This is a genomic window from Pseudovibrio japonicus, assembly GCF_014651595.1.
Taxonomy (GTDB): domain Bacteria; phylum Pseudomonadota; class Alphaproteobacteria; order Rhizobiales; family Stappiaceae; genus Pseudovibrio; species Pseudovibrio japonicus.
In genome coordinates, this window is sequence record NZ_BMXE01000005.1 from 147,058 (window position 1) to 166,705 (window position 19,648).

Here is a 19,648-nt window from a genome sequence, read left to right on the forward strand (position 1 = left end):
CTGCCGTGTTTTACAGAACTTCTGGTCAGTTCAAAACGACTTACGAAAGCGATCAGGCGCTCTTCCCAATCAAGCAGGACATGTTCTTGCTGGTTGTGATCCTTGCGATCATGTATGCGATCTTTCCGATGTTTGCGTCGGAGTTCACCTACAAGGCTCTGCTTGTGCCGGTGCTGATTTATTCTCTGGCCTCGCTTGGCCTGAATATTCTGACAGGATATGCAGGTCAGCTCTCGTTGGGTACCGCAGGCTTCATGGGTGTTGGCGCTTATGCTTGCTACAAGATCACTACGATCTTCCCCGAAATGAACATCATTATTGCGCTGTTCCTTTCCGGGTTCTTCTCGGCGGCGGTTGGGGTTGCGTTTGGTCTACCGTCATTGCGGATCAAGGGGTTTTACCTTGCGATTGCAACGCTTGCTTCGCAGTTCTTTCTGGTGTGGCTCTTTGAGAAGTGGGCGTGGCTTTACAACTACAATGCATCTGGCGCGATTGAAGTGCGTACCATGGACATCTTCGGTCTTGTTGTGACTGGCCCGACTGCGTCGCCCATGGTCCAGTACTACTTCGTCCTTGGTATTGTCTCGGTTGTGACCTTTGCGATGATCAACGTTACACGCGGCCGTTATGGCCGTACGTGGAAGGCTGTTCGCGATATGGATATTGCGGCGGAGCTGGTGGGCATCAATCTGATGCGTGCAAAGCTTTCGGCCTTTGCGGTCAGCTCTTATATCGTCGGTATTGCCGGTGCGTTGATGGTGTTCTTCTGGAAGGGCGCTGCTGAACCGAACCTCTTTGATATTCCAATGAGTTTCCAGATCGTCTTCATCGCGATCATTGGTGGTCTTGGCAGTGTGATGGGCAACTTCCTGGGGGCGATACTGATCGTGGCTCTGCCGGTTGTTTTGGGCCTGTTACCTGAACTTCTTGGTCTGACCATTGGTTCTGCCACCATGGAACACGTCAACGTTATGGTGGTTGGTTCACTCATTATCATGTTCTTGATTGTTGAGCCTCACGGTCTGGCGCGGTTCTGGGCGCTTATTCGTGAAAAGCTCATTATTTGGCCATTCCCTCACTAATTAAGAACTGCGGGAGCAGCTGGGGAATAGAGGAAATGGCCCGCGGTGGGAGCCGCAAATGTGGAGGAAAATATGAAACACTTTGCGAATTTTAGTAAGGTCGTTGCAGCAGGTGCTCTTGCAGTCGCTATGAGCTCGGCTGCGATGGCAGCGGACGGTCTTAACTTTCCAAACCTGACATACCGGACAGGCCCATTTGCGGGTACTGGTACTCCGATCATGAACGGTCAGCGTGATTATATGCTGATGCTGAACGAGCGTGACGGCGGTATCGGTGGTGTGCCGGTTGACTACATTGAGTGTGAAACCGGCTACAACACCAACAAAGGCGTTGAGTGCTACGAGAAGACCAAGGGCGACGCACTCGTCACACAGCCATGGTCTACCGGCATCACCTTGCAGGTTATGCCGCGCACCAATGTTGACCGTATTCCAATTCTGGCACCGGGCTATGGTTTCTCGCCTATGTCAGACGGGAATACCTTTGCCTGGGCGTTTAACCCGCCTGTGTCCTACTGGGACGGGGCTTACATGATCCTCGACTATATTGCCAAGGGTGACATGTCTTCGCTGAAGGGTAAGAAGATTGTTCTTCTGCACCTTGACCATCCGTTCGGCAAAGAGCCAATTCCGCTTCTGCAAAAGCTCTCCGAAATGCATGGCTTTGAGCTGGTTCCAGTTCCAGTTGGTCTGAAAGAAATGCAGAACCAGTCTGCACAGTGGCTGCAGATCCGCCGCGAGCGTCCAGACAACGTCGTGATGTGGGGTTGGGGTGCTATGAACGCCGGTGCGATCACCGAAGCGGTTAAGACCCGTTACCCAATTGAAAACTTCATCGGGATCTGGTGGTCTGGATCGGACGCAGATTTGCAGAACGTTGGGGCAAAGGCGAAGGGCTATAAGTCCATCAGCTTCAATGTTCCAGGCAACTACCCTGTGATGGATGACATCCGCAAGCATGTTGTTTCCAAAGGCAAGTCGCATGTCAAATCTGATGCGGACCTGGACACCGTGTTCTACCAGCGCGGAATTATCCTGTCTCTCTATCTGGCTGAAGCTGCAAAAACGGCTCAGGAGCACTTTGGTGTGAAGAACATCAACCCAGAGCAGCTGCGTTGGGGCCTTGAGAACCTGAACATCACCGAAGCTCGCCTTGAAGAGCTGGGTATGAAGGGCATGACCCCGCCACTGCAGATGGGGTGTGACAACCATACCGGCCATGCGGGCGCGTGGATGCTTGAGTGGAATGGCGAAGAGTTCGTGCGCGTAAGCGACATGCTGAAGCCGGACCGTGAGCTGATCAAGCCACTTGAGCTGGAGAAAGCTGCAGAATACGCGAAGAACAATGCTCCTTGGCCGGGTCGTGGCGACCTTGCCTGTAACTAAGCATTTGTAAAATGGTCGGGCGCTTCGGTGCCCGTCCATCTCTACCAATTCAAACATTCGGAATGTTCGCAGGCTAAGGCTGATCTCATGAACGCAATTGCAGAAAAGACATCAAACTCCAAGGCACCAGCCGCTAACCTGCAGGTTGCCGACGACATTTTGTCTATTAACAACATTGAAGTCATTTACGACCACGTGGTGCTGGTTCTCAAAGGTGTCTCTTTGACCGTGCCCAAGGGCGGGATTGTTGCTTTGCTCGGGGCGAACGGTGCCGGTAAGACAACGACCTTGAAGGCTATCTCCAACCTGTTGCAGGCAGAGCGTGGAGAAGTGACCAAGGGCAATATCATTTTTCAGGGCGAAGAAGTTCAGGCTCAGTCTCCAAACGAGTTGGTTCGGCGAGGGTGCATTCAGGTTATGGAAGGTCGCCATTGCTTCGGCCATTTGTCCATTGAAGATAACCTGATGACGGGTGCCTATACCCGTAAGGATGGTTCTGCCGCGATCAAGCGTGATCTTGAGATGGTTTATGACTATTTCCCGCGTTTGCGTGAGCGGCGTGCTTCGCAGGCGGGTTACACTTCTGGCGGCGAGCAGCAGATGTGTGCGGTGGGCCGTGCTTTGATGAGCCGCCCGGAAATGATCCTTCTTGATGAACCGTCTATGGGTCTCGCACCGCAGCTGGTGGAAGAGATTTTCGAGATTGTGAAGCAGCTTAACAAAAACGAAGGTGTGTCGTTCCTTCTTGCCGAGCAGAATACCAATGTGGCGCTGAAGTACGCGACCTACGGGTACATCATGGAAGCAGGTCGTATCGTGCTGGATGGTGATGCTGAATCTTTGCGTGAAAATGAAGACGTAAAAGAGTTTTATCTTGGTGTTGGCGGAGAAGGGCGCAAATCCTTCCGCGATGGCAAACATTACAAGCGTCGTAAGCGCTGGTTGGCGTAATCTGGTGCTGTTCGCAGAGCTACCCCAAAAAGATGGGGGTGAACTATTACAGGAAGTCAATGTATCTGGTTTTGAATAGTCTGCATGCTGCTTATTGCTGCAAAAGGTATTTTGGAGGACCACATGCGTTTGCTTCTTAGGGTTATTGTCGGGGCTGCACTTGTAAGTGTGGCCTCTGTTTTGCCTGCTGTCTCTCAAGTTAAACTGGATGGCTTCTTTCTTGCTGAAGAGGCCTGTCCGGCGTTTCAGTCTTTTCGCAAGCAGACTAATCCGGGCAACGTTTATGTGGAACGGATGCATGCCTATGAGCTGCTGGGGAAGAACAAAGCTGAAGCATCGCATTACTTTATCCGTATGAATGGTGTGAGCCCCGCAGAGCGGTGGGTGGAGATTTCCTGTGGTCTTCATCTGGTTGAGGCTGAGGGCGGTGGTCAAAGCTCTGGCGATGGCTCTGGAGGTTCTGGCAGTGCAGAAGTGGTTCGTCCGGCAGTGCAGGGACCTTCTGCTGATGCGGAGTTCTTGCTGGCGGCAAGCTGGCAGCCTGCGTTTTGCCAGACGCATCAGGATACTGCTGAGTGTGCCTCACAGGTGTCTGGCCGGTTTGATGCCAACCACTTTGCGCTGCATGGATTGTGGCCGCAGCCGCGCGGGAATTTCTGGTGTGGTGTGACGCACGAAGAAAAGCGGCTTGCCGAGAACCGTTCCACATGGGGCGAGTTGCCAGCGTTGGAGCTTGATGAGGCGACCCGCGAGGAACTTGATAAGGTGATGCCGGGCACGCAGTCTTATCTGCACCGGTATGAGTGGGTGAAGCACGGTACCTGTTACAGCGATAGCGCTGAAGAGTATTTTTCTGAATCTCTTGATCTTATGGGGCAATTGAACGGCTCGGCTGTCCGTGATCTGTTTGCTGCTAATATTGGTGAGGTTCTGACCACAGCGCAGGTTCGAGCAGCGTTTGACGATGCCTTTGGAGCAGGAGCCGGGAACCGGGTTGAAGTGCGTTGCAGAGGCGGCTTGATCACAGAGCTCTTTATCAATCTTAAGGGCAAGATTGAGCCAGACACCCCAATGCGCGACTTATTGCTGGCAGCAAAGCCAGTGCAATCTGATTGTCAGGGCCGGGTTGATCCTGTCGGGTTTAACTGAGGGACCCGGCTCTAATGCATATGCAGGAGGGGGATGCCTTTCCTGCAGGCTATCTTTGAGGCCATGGGAGGGCTTCTATGGGAAACCAATATTTTGACAAGTTGGAGATCCGTTCGCCGGAAGAACGCGAAGCTGATTTGATGGCGCGTTTGCCGGGGCAGATTGCCATGGCGAAGAACGAGGCTTCTGGTTGGGCCAAACATCTGGCTGATTTTGATCCTGCGGAGATCACGAACCGTGCAGCGCTGGCTCAGCTCCCCGTGCTGCGCAAATCAGACCTTATGGCAGCGCAGGATGCAGAGCCGCCGCTTGGTGGGTTCGCTGCGGGTGATTTTTCCAGCTATAAGCGTATCTTCATGTCTCCGGGCCCAATCTGGGAACCGCAAGGGCCAGAAGCTGATCCGTGGAAGTCTGCTCGCGCGTTTCACGCAACAGGCATTCGCCCCGGTGACATCGTTCACAATGCGCTTTCCTATCATATGACGCCGGGTGGGTTCATTCTGGATCAGGGTGCACGCGCTTATGGCTGCGTGGTGTTTCCTGCCGGGATTGGCAACACGGATATGCAAGTTTCTGCGATTTCCAGTTTACGCCCGACAGCTTATGCGGGAACGCCGGATTATCTGAAGGTTATACTGGATCGGGGCGATGAACTTGGGGTGGATGTAAGCTCGATCACACGCGGTCTTGTCTCTGGTGGTGCGCTTTACCCGAGCCTGCGTGAAGAGTACGCCAATCGCGGGGTTAAAGTGCTGCAGGCGTATGCAACAGCTGATCTGGGTATCGTGGCTTATGAGAGTGAAGCCATGGAAGGTCTGATCGCCAACGAGGACTTCATCATCGAGATTGTTCGTCCCGGTACCGGAGACCCGGTTGCGCCGGGTGAAGTTGGTGAGTTGGTGGTGACAACATTCTCCCCGACCTATCCGCTTATTCGTTTCGCGACTGGTGATTTGTCCGCCATCATGCCGGGTATCTCGCCGTGTGGCCGCACAAATATGCGCCTGAAAGGCTGGATGGGGCGTGCTGACCAGCGCACCAAAGTGAAGGGCATGTTTGTGGACCCAGCGCAGATTGAGCGCCTTCGCAAGAATGCCGGTGATGAGGTTGGGCGGGCGCGGCTTTCAGTTGTTCGTCAGGGGGAACAGGATCACATGATCCTGAGAGTGGAAACGGAAGCTGCGAGTGAAGACTTTATCGCTGCGTTGAAGAAATCGCTGAAAGAGCACACAGGGTTGAATGGTGATGTGGAACTAGTTGCTCCCGATGCCTTGCCGAATGATGGAAAAGTGATCTCGGATGAGCGGGAAGTGACCGCGTAGTCCTTCTTTTCACTGCTACATCTCTGAAATGCCAGTCTGCTTGTGTGGGCTGGCATCTTTCTATTCTGGGTAGTTTCACGGAAATAATCAGAAAATCATAGGGTTTGATCTTGGCGTGGACAGCTGGAAACTCTATTTAGCAAAGGGATTGGATCTGACGGGCAAGGGGTCTCATGAGCCAGAACACAAGCGGTAACGCCACAAACCATGACAATCATCCTTCGGTTTCTTTCGGGAAAGTTGGTGTACTTCTCGTAAATCTCGGGACGCCAGATGGAACTGACTATTGGTCAATGCGCCGATACTTGTCACAATTTCTTTCAGATCGCCGTGTGATTGAATGGTCTCGCTTGTTCTGGCAACCCATTCTCCAAGGGATTGTGCTAAGCAAACGCCCGCAGAAATCTGGAGCAGCTTATCGGGAAATCTGGAATAACGAGCTGGATGAAAGCCCGCTGCGCACGATTACACGAAGTCAGTCGGACAAGCTTGCTGGTTTGCTTTCGGATCTGGGTGATGATGTGGTTGTGGACTGGGCGATGCGTTATGGCAACCCGTCCATCGTAAGTCGTCTTGATGCACTAAAGGAAAAGGGCTGCGATCGTATCCTCGTCTTCCCGCTTTACCCGCAGTACTCAGCTTCGACAACAGCGACGGTAAATGATGAAGTGTTCCGCGCACTCCTCAAGATGCGCTGGCAGCCGACTATTCGGATTGTGCCGCCCTACCATGATGATGAGACCTACATCGACTCGCTTGCGGCTTCCATCAAGAATAAGCTTTCTGAGCTGGAGGAGGAGCCGGAGACGGTTCTTGCGTCATTCCATGGGATCCCACAAAGCTACTTCGACAAGGGCGATCCGTATTACTGCCATTGTCAGAAAACGACCCGCTTGCTGCGCGAGAAGCTGGGTTGGGATGACAAGAAACTTCAGATCACCTTCCAGTCGCGCTTTGGACCAGAAGAATGGTTGCAGCCTTATACTGACAAGACGGTAGAGAAGCTGGCCAAGGAAGGCATGAAGCGGATTGCGGTTTTGAACCCGGGATTTGTGGCAGACTGCCTTGAAACGCTGGAAGAGATTGCCGGTGAAGCTGCCGAGATCTTTGAGGAGCATGGGGGAGAGCACTTTACGCATATCCCATGCCTGAATGATGCTCCGGAAGGCATGGCTGTGCTGGAGAGTGTAGTTCGGCGTGAACTCTCCGGCTGGACCTAGAAATTAAGTTTAAATTTACTATGTGAAAAAGAGCATCAGTTTCCTTTGGGAGGCGGTGCTCTTTTTGCATTTATTCCCGCAGTTTTCTCTGGTCTTTATAAGGCAAAGCTACGATAGTTTAGTTCTAATACTCCAAAGGACTCAAAGTTATGGACATTCTGACAGGCAGTTCGATCACCGTCCTCATTTTGGTGGTTGTGATCATACTTGTTGTATTTGCTGGCGCGAAGATGGTCCCTCAGGGCTACAACTACACGGTTGAGAGATTTGGCAAGTACAGGCGGACATTGAACTCTGGTCTGAATATCATTGTTCCTTTCATTGATCAGATTGGCCACAAGGTGAATATGATGGAGCAGGTGCTTGATGTGCCTGCGCAAGAAGTTATCACCAAAGACAATGCCACGATTACTGCCGATGGTGTGACTTTCTATCAGGTTCTGAGCGCTTCCCAGGCGGCCTACGAAGTTCTGGGCCTTCAAAACGCGATCCTGACGATGACCATGACTAATATTCGTAGTGTCATGGGGTCCATGGATCTGGATCAGCTGCTCTCCAATCGTGATGAAATCAATGCACGACTGCTACGGGTTGTTGATGCGGCCTGTGAGCCGTGGGGTGTGAAGATTACTCGTATCGAGATTAAGGATATCAATCCACCGAATGATCTTGTTGATGCCATGGCTCGCCAGATGAAGGCGGAGCGCGAAAAGCGTGCGGCGATTCTGGAAGCGGAAGGCGCTCGGCAGGCTGAGATTGCCAAGGCAGAAGGTGTAAAGCAGTCGCTCATTCTGGAAGCGGAAGGCCGTCAACAGGCCGCAATGCGTGATGCGGAAGCGCGTGAGCGTCTTGCCGAGGCAGAAGCCAAAGCGACCGTGATGGTTTCCAAGGCAATTGCTGAAGGAGATATGGGTGCAATCAACTACTTCGTTGCAAACAAGTACGTTGAAGCATTTGGTGAACTTGCCAAATCACCAAACCAGAAAACCCTCATCCTGCCTATGGAAGCAACCGGTATGATCGGAAGTCTTGCGGGCATTGCCGAAATTGGAAAAGAAGCGCTGAAGGAATCTGAGAAGCGCCGGTCCAGCCGTATTCCTAACACTGGTGGGTCAGAGGGCTGATTGATATGCTGATAGAGCTGTTCCAAAACGGTATCGAACCTTGGGTTTGGTTTGCGTCCGGGCTCGTTCTTATCGGGCTGGAGTTGGCGGTACCAGGCTCATTCCTGATCTGGTTTGGAGCGGCGGCTCTTATCGTCGGGGCGCTGGTTGCTTACGTTGACGTGGATTGGCGTTGGCAGCTGGTCCTGTGGGGTATTTTGTCTCTCAGTCTGCTGCTTGTTGGTCGCCGTGTGACGGTTCGAGCCGGTGCTAAGGAAGGCGATCCTTATCTCAATAAAAGGGGGAGCCGTTATCAGGGACAGGTGTTTGTGTTGAAGCAGCCTCTCACCCACGGAGAAGGTACGCTAGAGATCGGCGATTCACTCTGGCGGATCAGCGGTCCGGATTTGCCAGCGGGTACTTCTGTTAAAGTCGTTGGTCAAAAGGGGACGACGCTGGTTGTTGAAGCTGCTTCTGAGGATACGGAGGCTTAGCGCCTACTGATATGGATTAAAGTCTGGTGGCAACGGTGGTTCTTCTGCCATCAGCAGAATTGAAATGCGGCGGTTTGCTGCAAGATACGGGTCATTCGGGAAGAGGGGCTCAGTATCCGCTTTTCCGACGACCGAATATATATTGTTTGAGGGCAGGCCATATTCGGAGAGAATTTGGCGCGCAGTGTTTGCGCGATCTGCAGAAAGTTCCCAGCCTGTTTCGTTCGGAGAGGTCACCAGCTGACCTGTTGTGGTGTGACCGGTGATACGGACGCGGTTGGGCAGTTTCGCCAGAACCGGCGCCATCTTGGCAAGCAGGCGCCGTGTGATCTCATAGGGATACTTGGAGCCTTCCGGATACATGGAGCGGCCTTCCTGATCGACAATTAGGATATTGAGGCCCTCATCGGTTTGCTCGAGAATAATGTTGTTCGAGATCTCGTTTATGTCAGGCATTTCCTGAAACGCCTGGCGCAATGAAACGGCGGCGGTTGCAAACTGTCTTGGCTTTTCGATCGCCGTTTTCTTGGTGGTATGGGTGTTTGCCTCAGGCCCCTGTTTGCGTTTTTCCGGGTGGCTCTCGGTAGCAAAATCAGCATCTGTGTTTTGCAGCTCGTAGGTGATGTCTTTCATAAAGTCGCGCAGAGGCACGCCTTCGATTTCAAGGACACCGGCGCGCTTGGTGACCTGTTTGATGCCGAATGCGTCTTTAATGGAACCAGCTACGACCTGAAGTTTCTGCTTGTCTTGCACTGAGAACGAGATGATGAGCACGAAGAAGCACACAAGCAGGGACATCAAATCGGCAAACGTTATCAGCCAGGCCGGGGCACCCTTGCGTGCCGCTCTTTTTCTACCCACCATTGTGCTCTCCTTGCCCCGAGCCGCTTATGTTGCCGCTTCGGCCATGTTTGAGCGCCCTTTTTCCGGAATGTAGGCCAGCAGCATCTCACGGATCAGGGAAGGGCTCTTGTTCTCGCGAATTTGCAGCACGCCATCGATGACCAGGGTCTGGTTGAGTTCTTCCTGCTCGAATTTGGAATCCAGTTTATCTGCAACAGGGGTACACACCACGTTGGCGATGAGTGCACCATAAAGCGTTGTCAAAAGCGCAATCGCCATTGAGGGGCCGATGGTGGACGGGTCGTCCATGGTCGCAAGCATCTGGACCAGACCGACGAGCGTTCCAATCATTCCGAAGGCCGGTGCTGAGTCGGCAAGGGCTCGGTAGACGCGGGCGCCTTCGTTCAAGCGCGTCAGGTAAAGGTCGCGTTCTTTCTCCATCGAATCGCGAATGAGATTGTAGTCGTAGCCGTCGGCCACATATTGCATGCCTTTCGCAAGCGTTGGTTCATCGATCTTGACGTTTTCCAGACCGAGAGGACCTTCTTTGCGAGCGGTTTCAGCAAGATGCGCGATGTTTTCGACAAGTTCGCGAGGCTCGATCTTTTTGTGGGTGAAAGCCAGCTTTGCTCCCATCCCAAAGGCACTTAGCAAGCCATTCAGCGGAAATCTGACGAGTGTGGCCGCAAGACCGCCACCGACCACGATCAAAAGAGACGGAAGGTCAACGAACTGGCTGAAGCTTCCACCTATAAAAATAGCTGTCAGCACGGTTACGCAAGCGGCGATAACGCCGATTATCGTGGCTAGATCCATTTAGCTTACCCGAATGCGCCTTTGATGAGGCAATTTAACTAGTATTAATCTGGGGTATTATGGCTAACCAAATCCTAATAAATGGGAAAATTTAGGCTGCGCAGGATTACTAGTGTGTATCCCTGGGATCGAGGCAGGACTCAAAATGCCCGAGCGTGGGGTTATCTCGGGCATCAAGCAGTTTGTGGTCGGCTAAAGCTAGGCTGTGCCGATTTTCAGAAGGTCCAGTGTGCGAATGATTCCAACTGGTTTGCCATCTTGCTCGATAAACAGTGAACTGATCTTAAGAGAATTCATCAGTTCCAGAGCAGAAGGGGCAAGCAGCGTTCCTTCGATTGTTTTGGGATCATGGGTCATTACATCTTCGACTTTCTTATCGAGAAAGTCTGGACTGATGTGTCGGCGCAAGTCACCATCTGTAATAACGCCAATCAGTGCACCATCACTATTGGTAATTCCGAGAACACCGAAGCTCTTCTGAGTCATCAGAACGAGAGCCTCTTTCATCAGCATTCCTTCCTGAGCAATAGGTAACCTGTCGCCGGTGTGCATGACGTCCTGCACATGCATCAGGCTCGCACCCAGCTTTCCGCCCGGATGATAAACTTTGAAGTCCTGGGCAGTGAAGCCTTTGGCTTCCAGCAGTGCGATTGCGAGTGCATCGCCGAGAGCCAGCTGGATCAGGGTGCTGGATGTTGGTGCAAGACCATGTGGGCAGGCTTCTGGTACCTGAGGCAGTGCTAGGCAAATATCTGAGGCTTTTCCGAGAGCGCTGGATGCGTCGCGTGTGAAGGAAATAAGTGGGACCTTGAAGCGCCGCGTAAAGGTGATGAGGCTCGCCAGCTCCTGTGTTTCGCCGGACCAAGACAGTGCGATTACGACATCTTCCTCAGTGATCATTCCAAGGTCGCCGTGGCTTGCTTCACTTGCGTGCACGAAGAATGCTGGCGTTCCGGTGGAGGCCAGTGTTGCTGCGAGTTTGACGCCGATGATGCCGCTCTTACCGATACCGGAAACGATCACTCGCCCTTTGGAATGAGCAATTGCTTCTACGGCCTTCGTAAAAGGTTCTGCCATGCCATTGCTTAAACTTGCTTGTAAGGCATTGAGCGCTGCAATCTCGGTTTTAATCGTCTTTTCGGCGGAGTTTATCCACTCACTAGCCGGACGCAGAGGACGATCTTCCTCCGTTAAAAATGATGGCATATGCATTGGCACAACTTTTTAGCTTTGCTCTCGCGAGCACGATGATGTCTTTGCAGCTGGATTTCTACACGTAATAAGAGTGCATTGTGAGCACTCTGAGGCAAGACGTGGTTTCCCCTCTATCAAATTTCAATCGGTAAAACAATCAAGCGTAGTGTCAGTTTTTGCAATGAAACATTAACTATGTTCGGCGAGGGTGACACTAGTTTAATTTCCTTCATTTGAAGGTGCGTTGCTGGAATATTTTATGTGGTTGCTTCGTGGGTTCCTGAAGAGCATTCGAGGAAGGTCAATTCTGACCTTTGTCGTCATGATGGGCGTATTCCCGTTGTATCAGGTTGCCGCGCAGAGCATCGATCTGGGGTTCCGTGAGAGCTTTGCTTTCGAAGATGACCCAAGTGTAGATTTCCAACTGCCTTCTGAAGCTGACCCTCAGTCACTCGATCAGTTGAGTGAAGAAGGGGGGCAACAATCCAGTGTGCCTTCTTTTGCTCCCACCATTCGTCAGCAACTTGCGGGTGTAAGCCGTGGCGGCAGAGCGGCGCGGTTTTCCCAGCGTGTTGAAGCTGCCTCGCGTTTGTCGGGGTCAAGTGGTGGTGTGATTGCTGATGAGGGTGTCTTTGATGGTGAAACTGAACAGGATCGCCCTGATGGGTTCCGACTAGGGTCTTTGCGACTTACACCGTCCTTTGATGCGGGGCTGGGCTGGGCTGACAATGCCGAGCAGGCCAAGGGTGGTCGTCCGGATGGATTTTATTCGGTAGACGCAGCTGTTGGTGTGACCTCAGACTGGGATCGCCATGAACTTGGGCTGGAGCTTCGTGGTAGTCTTCGTGCGTTCTTTCGTGAACCTGATAACAACCAACCTGTGGCCACCGCAGGAGGCAATCTGCGGTTTGATCTGGGGGAGCTAACGACCGCCGAACTTGATGGTGCGTATTCCTTTTCTAGGGAAGAGCGCTCTTCTGCTGAGAATGAAGCGGCCACCGGGCGGACAAATCCGGTGCAAGGGATGAGCGGGAGATTTTCGTTCAGCCGGCAAGTTGCATTAGTTCAGCTACGCGGTGGTCTGGGCGTAGAGCGTACCGCTTATGGAGGGCGGGAGAGTGGCGCACAGCCGCGCGATAACAACGTGTTTGATGCAACGCTGCGCACATCATTCGATAATGGGGCGATGTTTGAACCCTACCTGGAAGGTGGCTTTCTCTACCGCAAATACGATGAAAGCTGTCATGGGGAGCCTTCATGCATTGACAGGACGTCACGCGGGTATCTCGTTAAAACCGGTCTCACTGTTGATCGGGGACCGAAACTACGCGGGGAATTTGGTGTTGGGTACCGGGCTGAATACCTGAACGATAACCGTCTTGATGCCTTGCAAGGGCTGGTCTTTGACGGTGCCTTTGTTTGGTCACCAACGCGCCGCGATACAGTGACGGTAAGCGGTGCCACCAGCTTTGCTGGTACCAACATTGATGGCGCATCCGGATCAATTCTTTATGCCGGGGATGTGCGATATGCGCGTCAGTTTACCGCAGATCTGGTTGGCGATGTCCAGCTTGGCTACACCTACAGGACGTATCAGGGCATTGACCTTGTTGAACATGAGGGGACGGGCTCCCTTGGTTTAGCGTGGGCCTTTTCTAAGGATGCTGCTCTGCTTTCCCGTTATACGTTCCAGGCGTTTGGAAGCTCCTCTTCAGATAGCAGCTATACGAGCAGTCTCATTGAAGCCGGTCTTCGGATAAGGCGCTGAATTCTTAAGAGAATTTAAGGTGTATGAATTTCTGATGAATTGTCTTGTAAAAATTTACCAGCTTTAAAATGGGTTTTGATTAAAAGCGGTCATTTTTTTACCATGGTTGGTAGTCATGGCAGTACTGCCTCCGAGGGCTAAGCAAAAAGACTGCGCGAAGTGCGCCTAATTAACTCCCATTCGGGTGACTGGAGAAAGCTTAATGCGATTTTCTTCTTTGCCAGCTGTTCTGTGCGCTGGGTTTCTACTTTTCAGTAGCTCCTACGGCTTTGCCCAGACGAGCGATTTTCAAAATTGGATTGCAAACTTCAAGAAAACTGCTGTTGCGCAGGGTGTAAGTCCCGAGCTTTATGATCGTGTTTTCAAAGGCATGACACCTGACCCGCGTATCAAGAAGAGTGCTGATAACCAACCTGAGTTTACCCGTGCGGTCTGGGAGTATCTGGATAGCGCTGTCTCAAAAGACCGTGTGCTCCATGGTCGTCAGATGGTGGATGAATGGGCTGGCTGGCTTGATAAGATTGAGAGCAAATATGGCGTGAACCGTCATGTGGTGCTTGCGATCTGGGGTATGGAAAGCTCCTACGGGCGTATCCTTGATAACAAGTCGATCGTGCGTTCAACACCTCGCGCACTGGCAACCTTGTCTTACAATGGTGGTCGCCGCGGGAAATATGCTCGCAAGCAGTTGATCGCAGCGCTCAAGATTCTTCAAAACGGCGATGTAACACCTGAGCAGATGCAGGGCTCCTGGGCTGGTGCCATGGGGCATACGCAGTTTATTCCAACCACCTATCAGGCCTATGCCGTTGATATTACCGGTGATGGAAAGCGGGATATCTGGAATAGCATTCCGGATGCTTTGGCTTCAACAGCGGCTTACCTTTCCGAGATGGGCTGGCAGTCCGGTGAGACCTGGGGGTATGAGGTTACTCTACCGAAGAACTTCAATTATCGTTTGAGCAATCAACGTAAGCAGCAGTCTGTTGCACAGTGGACCAAGCTTGGTGTGAAGCGTGCCAGTGGTCTGGACTTCCCTCGTGAAGCTGATATGGCACGGCTGTATACGCCTGCGGGTGCAAAGGGGCCTGCCTTCCTGTTGCTCAAGAACTTCTATGTGATCAAGCGCTACAATAACTCAGATTCTTACGCACTTGGGGTCGGTCACCTTTCTGATCGCTTGCTGGGGTTATCCGGGTTTGTTGCGGATTGGCCGCGCGGAGATCGCCCTCTGACCTTCAGCGAGAAGAAAGCACTACAGAAGCGTTTGACTGAAATTGGCTATAAACCGGGCACCGTTGATGGAAAGATTGGCCAAAAAACCCGTGAGGCTATTCAGGCTTATCAAAAGGCTTCCGGACTTGTTCCTGATGGTCACGATTCAGTAAAGCTTCTTAAGAGGTTGCAAGGTAGAACATAATCGGGTTTCCTGATGGCGGAAACCAATGGTGGTGATTGGTTCCTGCGGGAGACATGCGGTTATGCAACGATCCTTTTTGTCGCTTGTATTTGTTGCTCTGATAAGCCTCAGCTTTGTCAGCGTGTTGGTTGTGCCTGTAGAAGTGGTTGCGCAGGTACGGACGAACAACTCAGGTGCGCCCAAGAAAAACAATAAGGGTTTCTTTGGCTGGCTGTTTGGTGGCGGTAAGGCAAGGATGGAGCAAGTAAGGCCTAAACAGCGGAAAAGCCGTCGAAGCAGTCCGAGTCGGAGCCGAAGCCAAAGCCGCAGCAATGGTGTTGCTGTGGTAAAAGCTCCTAAGATCACTGAGAAAGAAAAGAGTAAGGATGCCAAGATCCTGCTGGTCGTTGGCGATGATCTGGCTAAGGGACTGGCAGATGGCTTGCGAGCGGTGTATGCGGAAACTCCGTCAATCAAGGTCAAAAAACTCGTCTATCCCCAAACTGGTCTGGTTGCGGACAAAAATCCGGATTGGCCGGAGGATGTGACAGAAGCTCTTAAGGATGAGGATGTGGGTCTTGTTGTTGTCGCTCTCGGTGCCCGCGATAACCAAAACATCAAAGTGGTCGAGCAGGGCTTGCAAGATGGAGAGCCCGTTAGCTACGCGGCAGAATTGCAGTTTCAGGGGGAAGAGTGGAAGAAAGAGTACCGCTTCAGGACAGCATCCTTGGTTGCGGCTGTTCGCAATGAGCAGCTTCCGCTGATCTGGGTGGGGCTCGCGCCTGCAGAAGACTATCTGACGAGTGCTAATTTCAGTTTTCTGAATGATTTATTCACCGAACAGGTTGAGCCTGCCGGTGGGATCTTCGTTGATATCTGGAGCGCTTTCCAGAATGAAAATGGAGAATATGCGGCTAATGGTCCGGATATTACCGGTAAGCCAGCGCGTTTGCGGGCGTCAGACGGCGTCTATTTTACCTGGGCCGGATACCGGAAGGTAGCCTACTTTGTTGAGCGGGAAATTGCGCGCATATTTGGGAGTGCGACGGCCTTTATTTTTGAGGGCGTGAAGGATGACCCGAATTTTATCGTTCTGACTGGCCGCTTAACTTCTCCGGAAACCAAACTGATTGGGCCGGACGACAAGGGCGGCAAAGCAGCAGCTGGAAGTGCCCTTCATAAGCTGACTGTCTCTGGAGAGCCATTGCCAGAAGTCTCAGGACGATCTGATGACACTCGCTGGAATGGATTTTAATATCTGAAATATTCTTTTACGTGTTCGCTCCGAGTGTTAGCAGTCGCTCAGGGCTGTTTGGAAAAAGATGAATTTCTCGCTATTTTCTTAAATTCTTTGCAATTTACAGCTGCATGGTAGTGTTCTGTTTACATCCATGGGTAACATTACTCACATTAAACTTATGGGTGGAATGGGGTTGTTAATGGTTACCCAACCGCAGGTTTTCAAGTTGTCGATGGTGGCAAAGTTTGTTCTGGTCGTATTTTTGGCCATGGCAATCATGTCACTTGGAACGCTGTTTTCCTTTGTCACAATATATGATGCGATGAGTTCTGCACTGGAAGATGATGCGGTGAGATCTCAGCTCATGTCTGATCATGGTCAGAATGCGCTGGAAGCACTCCTTCTCGATAATCTCGTTTTCATCGCAACGGTTTGCGCACCGGTGGGAGCGGTGTTCTTCATCGCTGCAGCAGCGCTTGCGCGTGGTATGCGAAATAACATGGCGGCACTGCAAAGCGGGTTGGATGCACTTGCCGCTGGTGCGTTGGATTCTGAGATTAAAGGCACCCACCGTGGTGATGAAATTGGCGCGATTGCGCGTTCTATCGCTCAGTTCCGCGTTGTATTGAAAGAAAAAGCTGATTCTGACGCCAAGGCGAAGATACAACAGGAGCTGGAACTTGCGGATGCGCGCAAGGAAGCTCTTGCCAGTGTTGCGCGGGATTTCGAGGCGTCTGTGGGTCATGTCGTACATGATCTGCTGGAGATCAGCCAGTCGGTGGAAACACGCTCCAGAGAGCTGGATGCCAGTGTTCAGGGTGCCCATAGCGCCATGGCGTCATCCAGTGATGTTGCGCAGACCACGCAGACTTCGGTAGAAGCGCTGGTTGAGGCAGCTGAAGGGGTTTCGCGCTCCTCAGGCATGATTGGTGATAATACAACGCAGGCGGCAAGCTTTGCGGAGGATGCGGCGGCGCATGCACATAAGACCAATGAGATTGTTGGCCGTCTGGTAGAGAGCGGCAAAGCAATCGGTGAGGTAATTGATCTGATTGATCAAATTGCTGACCAGACGAACCTTCTTGCACTTAATGCCACCATTGAGGCTGCCCGCGCCGGAGAGGCCGGACGTGGCTTTGCTGTTGTTGCCAGTGAGGTGAAGAGCCTTGCCGGTCAGACCTCAAAGGCGACGGAAGAAATTTCGGCTCAGGTGGTGTCTGTGCAAAAAGTCGCTGAGCAGGCGGTGACTGCAATTCGCTCCATCGGAGAGACGATTGAGCAGATCAACACGCTGTCGACTGGCATTAATGAAGCTGTTGGAGAGCAAAAACAGGCGACCGAGGATATTTCCCGGAATCTGAACAGCGCACACCGGAATGTGTCTCAGGTTGCTTCTGATATGCAGGATCTGGACAGTGGGTTCCAGGGCACAAAAGATGCGTCGAATGATTTGCATCAGGCTGCCGGCAAGCTTGGCCTGCTCTCAGAGAACCTACGGTCTGAAGTCGCCAGTTTCCTTGAGAACGTGAAAGCTGCGTAAACTGCTTCGAACTCCCGCTGGAAGCACGGGTAAACGGTGAGGAATGGGGCGTTTTCAAAAACTTATCCCCCTCACGCGAATATGCCCTCATACTAATTCCATGCCCACGTGACGGGCTGCTGGCGGACCGTCCGTCGGTTTGTCGTGGGCTGGGTGGGGCTGCCTGAAGAGGTAACGCATCTTTTGGTGGTCCGGTGGAACCGATTCTCAGGCGTGACTGCATGGTCTGAGAGGAAGGGCCCAAGTCTGAGGGGCATCACGCAGTGGCATATGCCGGTCAGAGCGGTATATGTCAGGGGCAATGGACCTGTTTGGATACTGAAACTTATCTGAGCAAAGCCGTTGTCTTTCCGGGAAACCGGCTATCCGTGTCTTTCAGGATAAGAGGCGATGTTGTCCATACCAAAATGCCCGGGCAAGGCGCGTAGCCAATGCCGAAGACTCTATTTCAGTTAAACAGCGCAGGTGTTGCCTGCCGCCTTGCTCATCCCGATTTTTGGGAAACCTAGCTTCACCACTGCATGGGATGCCATGTGGTGCTATAGCCATTGTTTTTTGCGGATCTTTATCCGAAAACCGGTTTCCACTTCTCAGCGATACGCTGTAGCAGGCTCAAATCATGGTGTATGAACGTGAGATTATCAAAAAGCCCCGGGAAGCGGGGCTTTCCGGGGCTTTTAAAGTTTGATTGACTGCCAGGATTAGCGTGGCAGGTCAGAGGAACCTGTCAGGAACTCGTCGATAGAGCGGGCTGCCTGACGACCTTCGCGGATGGCCCATACAACGAGGGATTGACCCTTACGCACGTCACCGGCTGCGAAGACCTTTTTGAGGGAGGTTTTATAGTCCTCAGTGTTGGCTTTCACGTTGGTGCGTGGGTCCAGTTCCAGTTCGTCACCAGCTTCTTTAATATAGGTTTCCATGTTTGGACCCGAAAAGCCAATGGCAGCCAGAACAAGATCTGCCTTGAGGATGAACTCAGTGCCTTCAATTGGCACACGCTTTTCATCCACGCGAGCACACTTCACGCCGGTTACATGACCGTCCTCATCACCGACGACTGCCAGTGTTGCTGCGGAGAACTCACGCTCTGCACCTTCGGCCTGAGAGGTTGATGTACGGAACTTGGTTGGCCAGTAGGGCCAGAACTGGTTCTTATCTTCCTTCAGCGGTGGCATTGGGCGGATATCCATCTGGGTGACAGACAGTGCGCCCTGACGAAAGGAGGTTCCGACACAGTCAGATGCGGTGTCACCACCGCCAACGACAACGACGTGCTTGCCGCCTGCCCAATATGGTTCTTCGTCGGAAATGTCTTCCCCGCCAACACGGCGGTTCTGCTGCACGAGGAACGGCATTGCGTACATGGCGCCTTTGAGGTCCATACCGGGAATGCCCGGATCACGCGGACGCTCTGCACCGGTGCATAGCAGAGTTGCATCGTGGCGGGTGTAGATTTCCTCGAACTCTACATCCTTGCCGATTTCGCAGCCGTAGTGGAAGGTGACGCCTTCGCCTTCCAGCTGCGCAACACGACGTTCGATGTAGTGCTTTTCCATCTTGAAGTCAGGAATACCGTAGCGCAGCAAGCCACCAGCGCGGGGTTCGCGCTCGTAAACGTGTACGGTATGGCCAGCCCGCGCCAGCTGCTGTGCAGCGGCCAGACCTGCTGGGCCAGATCCGATGACAGCAACGGTTTTACCGGTTTTAGACGTGGCTGGTTCTGGTTTGATCCAACCTTCTTTGAAGGCGCGGTCAGCAATTGCCTGTTCAACCGTTTTGATGGCGACCGGAATGTCTTCCAGATTCAGTGTACAGGCTTCCTCACAGGGAGCTGGACAGATACGGCCCGTGAACTCCGGGAAGTTGTTGGTTGAATGCAGATTGCGTGCAGCTTCTTCCCAATCTCCAGCATACACCAGATCATTCCAATCCGGGATCTGGTTGTTGACTGGACAACCAGCCGGACCGTGACAAAACGGGATGCCACAGTCCATGCAACGCGCTGCCTGACGCTCTACATCGGTTTGTGAGAGCGGAACCGTGAATTCACGGAAGTGGCGGATGCGATCTGACGCTGGCTGGTACATTTGTTCCTGCCGGTCGATCTCCAAAAAGCCAGTTACCTTACCCATGTTTTC

16 protein-coding genes are annotated in these 19,648 nt (G+C 52.5%); 12 read left to right on the forward strand and 4 right to left on the reverse strand.

What is annotated here, in order from left to right; genetic code table 11:
- The first annotated feature begins 5 nt into the window (after positions 1 to 5).
- The 8 genes from IE076_RS14930 to IE076_RS14965 all read left to right on the forward strand — a co-directional run bounded on the left by IE076_RS14930 (position 6) and on the right by IE076_RS14965 (position 8,707).
- On the forward strand, positions 6 to 1,082 hold the full coding sequence (locus tag IE076_RS14930; RefSeq protein ID WP_189437589.1) for a branched-chain amino acid ABC transporter permease: 1,077 nt from the start codon (positions 6 to 8) through the stop codon (positions 1,080 to 1,082).
- Positions 1,083 to 1,154: 72 nt separating this feature from the next.
- Positions 1,155 to 2,468, forward strand: coding sequence for an ABC transporter substrate-binding protein (locus IE076_RS14935; RefSeq protein ID WP_189437590.1), 1,314 nt, complete (start codon positions 1,155 to 1,157; stop codon positions 2,466 to 2,468).
- An 87-nt stretch (positions 2,469 to 2,555) separates the two neighbouring features.
- Positions 2,556 to 3,419 (forward strand): ABC transporter ATP-binding protein, encoded by an 864-nt coding sequence (locus tag IE076_RS14940; protein WP_189437591.1) that lies wholly within the window; start codon positions 2,556 to 2,558, stop codon positions 3,417 to 3,419.
- Positions 3,420 to 3,542: 123 nt separating this feature from the next.
- Entirely contained in the window at positions 3,543 to 4,568 is a 1,026-nt protein-coding gene (locus tag IE076_RS14945) for a ribonuclease T2 family protein (RefSeq protein WP_244649688.1), read from the forward strand.
- A 77-nt stretch (positions 4,569 to 4,645) separates the two neighbouring features.
- Positions 4,646 to 5,890: a phenylacetate--CoA ligase family protein gene (locus IE076_RS14950; protein ID WP_189437593.1), complete on the forward strand. Its 1,245-nt coding sequence runs from the start codon at positions 4,646 to 4,648 to the stop codon at positions 5,888 to 5,890.
- A gap of 173 nt (positions 5,891 to 6,063) precedes the next feature.
- Entirely contained in the window at positions 6,064 to 7,110 is a 1,047-nt protein-coding gene (gene hemH, locus IE076_RS14955; RefSeq protein WP_189437594.1) for a ferrochelatase, read from the forward strand.
- Between the two features lie 149 nt (positions 7,111 to 7,259).
- Positions 7,260 to 8,234, forward strand: coding sequence for an SPFH domain-containing protein (locus IE076_RS14960; protein ID WP_189437595.1), 975 nt, complete (start codon positions 7,260 to 7,262; stop codon positions 8,232 to 8,234).
- 5 nt (positions 8,235 to 8,239) lie between these two features.
- Positions 8,240 to 8,707, forward strand: coding sequence for an NfeD family protein (locus IE076_RS14965; RefSeq protein WP_189437596.1), 468 nt, complete (start codon positions 8,240 to 8,242; stop codon positions 8,705 to 8,707).
- 3 nt (positions 8,708 to 8,710) lie between these two features.
- On the opposite strand, the gene IE076_RS14970 is transcribed toward IE076_RS14965, so the two are convergent.
- From IE076_RS14970 to IE076_RS14980, 3 genes are all read right to left on the reverse strand, one after another.
- Positions 8,711 to 9,571: an OmpA/MotB family protein gene (locus IE076_RS14970; RefSeq protein WP_189437597.1), complete on the reverse strand. Its 861-nt coding sequence runs from the start codon at positions 9,569 to 9,571 to the stop codon at positions 8,711 to 8,713.
- Between the two features lie 24 nt (positions 9,572 to 9,595).
- Entirely contained in the window at positions 9,596 to 10,366 is a 771-nt protein-coding gene (locus tag IE076_RS14975) for a motility protein A (protein WP_189437598.1), read from the reverse strand.
- Positions 10,367 to 10,564: 198 nt separating this feature from the next.
- Positions 10,565 to 11,578, reverse strand: coding sequence for a KpsF/GutQ family sugar-phosphate isomerase (locus tag IE076_RS14980; RefSeq protein WP_189437599.1), 1,014 nt, complete (start codon positions 11,576 to 11,578; stop codon positions 10,565 to 10,567).
- Between the two features lie 241 nt (positions 11,579 to 11,819).
- Here IE076_RS14980 and IE076_RS14985 point away from each other — a divergent pair, with 241 nt between their 5' ends.
- From IE076_RS14985 to IE076_RS15000, 4 genes are all read left to right on the forward strand, one after another.
- Complete coding sequence (locus IE076_RS14985) at positions 11,820 to 13,328, forward strand: outer membrane beta-barrel protein (RefSeq protein ID WP_209009145.1); 1,509 nt, start codon at positions 11,820 to 11,822, stop codon at positions 13,326 to 13,328.
- A 202-nt stretch (positions 13,329 to 13,530) separates the two neighbouring features.
- A complete protein-coding gene (locus IE076_RS14990; RefSeq protein ID WP_189437600.1) occupies positions 13,531 to 14,748 on the forward strand; it encodes a lytic murein transglycosylase in 1,218 nt (405 codons plus the stop codon).
- A gap of 61 nt (positions 14,749 to 14,809) precedes the next feature.
- Positions 14,810 to 15,982 carry an SGNH/GDSL hydrolase family protein gene (locus IE076_RS14995; protein ID WP_209009146.1) on the forward strand — a complete coding sequence of 391 codons (1,173 nt, stop codon included), beginning with the start codon at positions 14,810 to 14,812 and terminating at the stop codon, positions 15,980 to 15,982.
- A 184-nt stretch (positions 15,983 to 16,166) separates the two neighbouring features.
- The gene (locus tag IE076_RS15000) at positions 16,167 to 17,507 is read left to right on the forward strand and encodes a methyl-accepting chemotaxis protein (protein ID WP_209009147.1); all 1,341 of its coding nucleotides are present in this window, start codon (positions 16,167 to 16,169) and stop codon (positions 17,505 to 17,507) included.
- 701 nt (positions 17,508 to 18,208) lie between these two features.
- Here IE076_RS15000 and IE076_RS15005 read toward each other — a convergent pair.
- Complete coding sequence (locus tag IE076_RS15005) at positions 18,209 to 19,642, reverse strand: glutamate synthase subunit beta (RefSeq protein ID WP_189437603.1); 1,434 nt, start codon at positions 19,640 to 19,642, stop codon at positions 18,209 to 18,211.
- Positions 19,643 to 19,648: the final 6 nt, after the last annotated feature.

What these genes read in the sequence shown, in the direction of transcription:
- IE076_RS14935 (WP_189437590.1), top strand. Translation starts at nt 1,155, where the DNA reads ATGAAACACTTTGCGAATTTTAGTAAGGTCGTTGCAGCAGGTGCTCTT.
- IE076_RS14940 (WP_189437591.1), top strand. Translation starts at nt 2,556, where the DNA reads ATGAACGCAATTGCAGAAAAGACATCAAACTCCAAGGCACCAGCCGCT.
- IE076_RS14945 (WP_244649688.1), top strand. Translation starts at nt 3,543, where the DNA reads ATGCGTTTGCTTCTTAGGGTTATTGTCGGGGCTGCACTTGTAAGTGTG.
- IE076_RS14950 (WP_189437593.1), top strand. Translation starts at nt 4,646, where the DNA reads ATGGGAAACCAATATTTTGACAAGTTGGAGATCCGTTCGCCGGAAGAA.
- hemH (WP_189437594.1), top strand. Translation starts at nt 6,064, where the DNA reads ATGAGCCAGAACACAAGCGGTAACGCCACAAACCATGACAATCATCCT.
- IE076_RS14960 (WP_189437595.1), top strand. Translation starts at nt 7,260, where the DNA reads ATGGACATTCTGACAGGCAGTTCGATCACCGTCCTCATTTTGGTGGTT.
- IE076_RS14965 (WP_189437596.1), top strand. Translation starts at nt 8,240, where the DNA reads ATGCTGATAGAGCTGTTCCAAAACGGTATCGAACCTTGGGTTTGGTTT.
- IE076_RS14970 (WP_189437597.1), bottom strand. Translation starts at nt 9,571, where the DNA reads ATGGTGGGTAGAAAAAGAGCGGCACGCAAGGGTGCCCCGGCCTGGCTG.
- IE076_RS14975 (WP_189437598.1), bottom strand. Translation starts at nt 10,366, where the DNA reads ATGGATCTAGCCACGATAATCGGCGTTATCGCCGCTTGCGTAACCGTG.
- IE076_RS14980 (WP_189437599.1), bottom strand. Translation starts at nt 11,578, where the DNA reads ATGCATATGCCATCATTTTTAACGGAGGAAGATCGTCCTCTGCGTCCG.
- IE076_RS14985 (WP_209009145.1), top strand. Translation starts at nt 11,820, where the DNA reads ATGTGGTTGCTTCGTGGGTTCCTGAAGAGCATTCGAGGAAGGTCAATT.
- IE076_RS14990 (WP_189437600.1), top strand. Translation starts at nt 13,531, where the DNA reads ATGCGATTTTCTTCTTTGCCAGCTGTTCTGTGCGCTGGGTTTCTACTT.
- IE076_RS14995 (WP_209009146.1), top strand. Translation starts at nt 14,810, where the DNA reads ATGCAACGATCCTTTTTGTCGCTTGTATTTGTTGCTCTGATAAGCCTC.
- IE076_RS15000 (WP_209009147.1), top strand. Translation starts at nt 16,167, where the DNA reads ATGGTTACCCAACCGCAGGTTTTCAAGTTGTCGATGGTGGCAAAGTTT.
- IE076_RS15005 (WP_189437603.1), bottom strand. Translation starts at nt 19,642, where the DNA reads ATGGGTAAGGTAACTGGCTTTTTGGAGATCGACCGGCAGGAACAAATG.